This window comes from Pandoraea sp. CB10b_02 (assembly GCF_002216225.1).
In the GTDB taxonomy this organism is placed as follows: domain Bacteria; phylum Pseudomonadota; class Gammaproteobacteria; order Burkholderiales; family Burkholderiaceae; genus Pandoraea; species Pandoraea nosoerga.
The window spans coordinates 1-6542 of record NZ_NJGW02000043.1; the positions used below are offsets into that span (position 1 = coordinate 1).

3 protein-coding genes and 2 pseudogenes are annotated in these 6542 nt (G+C 58.8%); 1 reads left to right on the forward strand and 4 read right to left on the reverse strand.

Annotated features, from left to right (window positions below):
• Nucleotides 1–193: pseudogene (locus CDN36_RS22355) on the forward strand (IS3 family transposase); the annotation flags it as partial.
• Here the strand turns inward: CDN36_RS22355 and CDN36_RS22635 are convergent.
• From CDN36_RS22635 to CDN36_RS22370, 4 genes and pseudogenes are all read right to left on the reverse strand, one after another.
• Nucleotides 154–252: pseudogene (locus CDN36_RS22635) on the reverse strand (AAA family ATPase); the annotation flags it as partial. The pseudogenes CDN36_RS22355 and CDN36_RS22635 overlap by 40 nt on opposite strands.
• 58 nt (nt 253–310) lie before the next feature.
• Nucleotides 311–2005, reverse strand: coding sequence for a ShlB/FhaC/HecB family hemolysin secretion/activation protein (locus tag CDN36_RS22360; protein ID WP_287497968.1), 1695 nt, complete (start codon nt 2003–2005; stop codon nt 311–313).
• A gap of 199 nt (nt 2006–2204) precedes the next feature.
• Nucleotides 2205–3038 (reverse strand): hypothetical protein, encoded by an 834-nt coding sequence (locus tag CDN36_RS22365; protein WP_287497969.1) that lies wholly within the window; start codon nt 3036–3038, stop codon nt 2205–2207.
• Nucleotides 3039–3214: 176 nt separating this feature from the next.
• Nucleotides 3215–6523 (reverse strand): hypothetical protein, encoded by a 3309-nt coding sequence (locus CDN36_RS22370; protein ID WP_287497970.1) that lies wholly within the window; start codon nt 6521–6523, stop codon nt 3215–3217.
• Between the last annotated feature and the right edge of the window lie 19 nt (nt 6524–6542).

A 6542-nucleotide genomic window follows, 5' to 3' on the forward strand; every position in this document is an offset into this window, starting at 1 on the left:
CGTGCTGCATTACGACGCGAAGCCGGACCCCGAGAATGAAGTGCTAGCGGCGCGTCTGGTGGAGTTGGCGCACGAACGTCGTCGATTCGGCTACCGCCGGCTGCACGCCCTAGTGGAACGCGAAGGCACGCACGCCAATCACAAGCGCATCTATCGCCTGTACCGTGAGGCAGGGTTGACGAGACAGAACAGGTAGGTTTCTTCCCGGAGAAATGGCAAATAGCCAATTTCATCGACAACCAACAGATTCGGGAAGAAGTACAAGCATCAAAGAGCGGAGAAAAGCTCGCCTCCGCCAGTTGAATTGCTATCAGAATGAATAGCTGAGCGACGCCCAAAGCCAAGCTTTAGGTTGCTCGTCCAATCCTGGAGCCTGCCCTCCAAGACGACGGGCCACGCTCATTGATCCCGTCACGCTGCGGTATGTCACATCAATGCCGAGTCCGGCTCCTCTCACATTGACGTTGTTGGACATCCCCTTAATCGGATCGTGCCGCAGCACTCCTGTGGCCGCGTCGTAAAATGCGTACACCGTCACCGGCAACGCAACGGGCAAACGCCAGCCGACCGTCCCTCGAAACACGAGCCCCGTATCCACGGAAACGAAATCCGAGCTAAACGCCCGCACTGTAGATGGCCCACCCAATACCATACGCGACGAACCGTCCAAGTTCTTAAACGCGTACTGTGCTAGCAGTTCCGCTTGTACGTATGTGGTAGCACTCAGTTGCTGAAGGCGTGTGAGTGTTCCCTCAAGCTTTGTATACCCTCCGGCCGTCCGACTTCCCCGTTGGTCTTGGTGCGCGAAGATCGGGCTGTCATAACTCAAACTCCCGTGCGTAAGCGTGGCAGAGTATCGATTAACACCACTGCGCCCGAACCACGTATCTTGACGATTACCATACAGCATGGCTGCTACGGCATCTGAGTGCCTTCGGTTTTCAAAGCCGACTTGATTATCGTTGTAAAGACTATGGCTGTAGGTGACGCGTACGTAAAGATTATTCGTCTGCGTACGTACAATGGGATAACTTGCATATGTAGACCACACGTCCGCAGTCCCATCGAAGTGCCCCGAATAAATCCCGCCCAGGTGATATTGCAGTCGGTTGTACGCCACTCCGGCTCGAAGCCCTCTGTTTCCCAATGGGAAGTCGTAGCTCACGCCACCTAGGGTCGAATCACCATCAGGGTGAAACGGCATCCCCGAGACGTTCAGGCGCAGCGAATCACCCCATCCAAATGGACTGTATATCCCAAGCATTGCACTCATACGACCGCGTCCAGAGGAACGGCTGCCGTAGTTATCTATCGATGCGCTGCCTGTGATCAGTGGCGAGCGCTGAACATCCATCGTAACGTCCACCGTCCCTGGGGTCTCACCGCTGGATAAACGAGCACTGGCCGACGCCACCCCTGGCGTGTCCGACATCAGCAGACTCGCGCGATCAAGGTTATCCGTGTTATCCGGATTGCGCTCAAAGCGATCCAGCGCCCCTCGCAATAGCCAATCATTCGCGCGACTTTGATTGTTGAGTTGAAGCTTACCGGCCCGGCCCTCTACGATCAAAAACAAGACATCACCATCTGCGAGACCGTCGGGCGAGACCGTCACTGACGTAAACCCATAGCCGCGAGTGCGATATACCGCACCCAGTGCCTCTGCGATCTGCTCCAATTGAAGCCGGGAAACGCGTTGCCCTAAGTACGGTTGAACCACTTCGGCAAGTTCGTCATTCGGGACCTTGGTATTGCCTTCGAAGCGAAAACGCTTGATCTCATAGTCCTTCTTCTCAACAGGGTGCTTCAACACGTCTTCTGGTTGAATTGAACCCTGTGGAGAATCAAAATTACGCGATTCGGATTTCTTTTGCTGCAGGATTGATCCCGCGTTGGGAATTTGAGTATGCACGGGCACTTGTGCTCTCACTGAGCCCGCTTCCAATACCGCGGCGCTCAACCCTACGCACATCACGATCGCACCTTTTTTCGAATAAGATCCCATTTAATCTACAATCCTCGCATCAGTTCCTACACGCAATGGCCCCCCATTTTCTAGTGGGCCCAAAGCTCATCAAATTTCACTCGTGTGAATTCTCGACAAAATGCAACTGGAGCAACTCACTCACCAACACTCCAGCCTTAACGCATTCTCAATTCACGTGCCCCCAAAAACTCATCGGGGCTCGCGACATGAGAACGCATCAATTGGGACGTACTAAACGATGGTGATCGATCATCGTTGTCCAAGCCTCTGATTGAATTTCCGGCGCAGGCAATCGCTCCCGTGTCAACAAGCCTCCAATCACCTGTCTTTCGACCTCGCTTTTGGGGCTCGCACCACCCTCTTCATCTTCAATCGGGTTGTCTTCAGCGATAACCTCACGCTTGGGGGATCCTTGACCTGCCGCTTTGGCCACTTGCCTCAAGCGAACGTTGCCTCGGCGCGCGAAAGCTCGGTTGCGCGATACGGCAGGCCGCCCCTTTGCCTGAGTCGGCTCCACGGCATGTGGCGCCAGCGGTTCTGATGCCTGATGCGCCACTTCAGGCAAAACAGGAGCACTCGATGCGACTGAAGTCGGGTTCTGGGTCACCGTCACCGCCGCCGGCAACGGCTGTACGACGTGAGGCACAGGTTTGACTCCGTCTTCTGCCCCGGGCTCATCCACGTCCGCTCCAGTCATCCAAAGCGTCGCGATGGAAATACACACGCCACAAATCAGCACACCATATGCCCGCAGTCGAGCTGCAGGCCGCACCACCAATGTGCTCCGAGCGACCTGCGACTCTGTCGAGGGCCCGCCCCCACCCTCGGCGCTTGGCGCTCGAAGCAACGACGCCGCATTGATCTTTTCAGCCCCTTGCCCAACGGATTCCAAGCTGAAAAATGCACCTAGCCTCGCCCCCTCTTTCGACAGGTCCCGCTGACGAAAGCCCGAAATCATCCCGTACTTGGGAAACACCGTAGGCAACGGCATCCGGCCGTAGACCAATTGATGCTTCCCCAAAACCGGAAGGTACAGTTGACGCACGATCATGATCGGCTCAGTGTCTCGATATACTCAGTAAATGCGGCACCCGATGCTCTCACATGGACGCACAGCCTTCCCAACAGGTACGATGCACGCGAGGTGGCCCTCTTCCCACGGTCATTCACCGCTAGAAGCCTTTTCACAATGCGCACACGGGGGTATCCCCCCCGCCTCTGTTCCCATTACGGGTGCTCGCGCTCCTCCGAGATGAACACCGGTGCGGCGCGCTTTTTGCGTTCCCGCTCATCCACAATGATTTCTCCCTCTGGCATCGCGCCACCATGAATGTCCGTCGTCAGTGAACCATCCGCGCGACGATAGACATAGTGACCAGACTGCGTCTTCAGATACGGCACGGGCACCACTCGGCCATACATATCGACAAGCATCTGATCCTCATTCACCCACGGGCTTCTTGGGATTCTCGTGCGCGGCTCCCCGTTGGATTCGTCACGTCCGAACCCTTGCGCGGCCGCCTCCATCGAGCCCACCGTTTCGTGAGCCTTCCAACTCAGCCCGGCGCGCGCCAATGCTTGTTCAATTTCCCTAACAGCAACGTCGACCTGCTCCTTCGTTTTGAACATCCCGGAACCCCGGGCCGCCATCAACGAGTTCAGCAACTCCATATTCCCTGCCTGGTTTGCGTGCAGGATCGCTCGCTCAAGCGCCATGTCGGCCTGCGCTCGATTGACCTTGTCGAGTAATGCCTGAGCCTGCGTTGGTGTGAGCACAACCCCGCCTGCCAGAGCCTTTTTCAGAGCCTCAGCCAGATCCACGTTGCCCGCGACCTTAGCCTTGATAATTTCGGCATCCACCATCAACCCACCCTGCTGAGCCAAAAGATCCGCCCGGGCTTCTTGTACGCTCGCGTAGTCCTTTGCGTTCATCCGCGAAATGATTGCCCGTCCAGCATCCCCGGTCTTCGGCAATCCGTTAATTAGCGTCTGGATCTTTTGCTGCTCATCAACGGCCGCCTCCACCCTGGCCAAGTTACGGCCACTACGCTCGTAAAAGCGTTCAAGGCGCGCTGCCAATCCGGGGGTACGAGACAAGCGAGCGTCAATGTCGGCAATCTTCAGCCCCTGTGCATCGAGCTCCTTGGCCACCCTCTGACTTTGCTCGTATGCGCGCACAGCTGATCCAATGTCGGCTGCCGTGTGGTACTCATCGCTCATCAGCGCCTTGGCCAGCGCGTCATCCTTGTTCAAACGCGCGCTCGCTATCGCGTCGCGCAATGCGCGTTGCACGACTAGATCGTCTCTTACCGCCCGCTCACTTGGATACACCTTCGCATTCATCCGCGCGACGAGTGCCCGGTCGGGTTCCGAATCATGGGGGAGCTCATTAATGAACTTTTGCACCTCAATCTGCACCGGCAGAACCTTCATCAACTCGACCAGTTTTTCGGATGCTGATCCGGTACGAGTGATTTTGCTCAGTCGAGTCGCCAGTCCTGGAACCTTGGCTAGGACATCATTGAGCAACGTCACTTGCGAGGCCCTAGCTTGCGCTGCGTCCACCGCCTGCCGGCTCTTCTCATAAGACGACAGCGCCGCGTTGAGCTCTGCCGCCGTCTTGTACGTGTGACCCTCACGGCTCGCCTTCAGCGCTTCCACCAAGCCGGTGTCAGAGGCCGCCTGCGCCTTCTTGATCGCCTCTTCGAACGCCTGATCGAGCTGCGCTCGCGCTGTCGCATTCGCTTCATGCGCAAACTGCTCGCGCACGTGCGCCTGCGCTTCGGCGACCTCCCGCTTCGTCGGCGACTTCAGCGCTTCCAATGCATGCTTCAGCGCCTCACGCAGCTTCGGATCCGGCTCCGCCTGCGCTTCTTGCTTCGCCCGATCCAGCGCCGTCTTGCCGTCCTTGAGCGCCTGCGCCAACGGATCCTGGTCCGAGGGCAGGACCGCCTGCTGCTTGCCGTCAACCACGACTGGCTTACCATTCACATCCTTGATGTGCGCATCCTTATCGGTCTGGCGCGTTTTCTCGAGCAGCACCTGCGCCTGCTCCTGGAGCACCAAATCCGCTCTCGCCTGCGCCTCGTTCGCGTAGTCCTTGGCGTTCATGCGAGCCGCAATTTCTTTGCCCGACGCACTCCCCGCCTGGCCATTGATCACCCCCTGCACCTTCGTCTGCTCATCAAGCCCGGCCTTCACCTGAGCAAAGTCCTTGCCCCGCGCAAAACGGTTCATCCGCGCATTGAGCGCCTCGTCTTTCTTCAACGCTGCATCGAGCGCCTGCACATCCGTCCACAACGGCTCCACGCTTGCATGCAGATCGTTCGCCGCACTCAGCGACGCCAGCGACTCCTCCACCTGCGCCTTCGTGTGGTACACGCGCGCGGCCTTGTCCGCCCGCAACGCGGCCGCCAGATCCTTTTGACCCGCCTTATCGGCCTTCCCGATCGCCTCGTCCAGCGCCTTATCCGCTTCCTTCTGCGCCGCCTCTACCGCGGACGCATCTTTCCCGTCCGCCGGTTTGCCTTGGCCGTCAAGCACCACCGGCTTCTTGCCGATCTCGACAATCTTCGCCCCAGGGTCCTTCTCCCGCTGCTTATCCAGCAACGCCTGCGCCGCCTTCTGCAACGCCAGGTCCGCCCGCGCCTCCTGCTCGCTCGCGTAGTCCTTGCCGTTCATCCGCGCACGAATCGCCTCTTGCTTCTCCGCGTTGATCAGCGTCTGAACCTTCTTCTGCTCCGCCAGCACCGACTTGATCTTCGCAAGTTGCTGCGCTGCGTCCGCACCCGACACGGCTCGCATCAGACGCGCATCCAGACCCGGCACATTGCTTACGTCCGTATCCAGTTGCTTCCCATCGCGCATCCCCGCTTCCACTTCGCGTTGCGCTGCGTCCACCGCCTGCCGGCTCTTCTCATAAGACGACAGCGCCGCGTTGAGCTCTGCCGCCGTCTTGTACGTGTGACCCTCGCGGCTCGCCTTCAGCGCTTCCACCAAGCCGGTGTCAGAGGCCGCCTGCGCCTTCTTGATCGCCTCTTCGAACGCCTGATCGAGCTGCGCTCGCGCTGTCGCATTCGCTTCATGCGCAAACTGCTCGCGCACGTGCGCCTGCGCTTCGGCGACCTCCCGCTTCGTCGGCGACTTCAGCGCTTCCAATGCATGCTTCAGCGCCTCACGCAGCTTCGGATCCGGCTCCGCCTGCGCTTCTTGCTTCGCCCGATCCAGCGCCGTCTTGCCGTCCTTGAGCGCCTGCGCCAACGGATCCTGGTCCGAGGGCAGGACCGCCTGCTGCTTGCCGTCAACCACGACTGGCTTACCATTCACATCCTTGATGTGCGCATCCTTATCGGTCTGGCGCGTTTTCTCGAGCAGCACCTGCGCCTGCTCCTGGAGCACCAAATCCGCTCTCGCCTGCGCCTCGTTCGCGTAGTCCTTGGCGTTCATGCGAGCCGCAATTTCTTTGCCCGACGCACTCCCCGCCTGACCATTGATCACCCCCTGCACCTTCGTCTGCTCATCAAGCCCGGCCTTCACCTGAGCAAAGTCCTTGCCC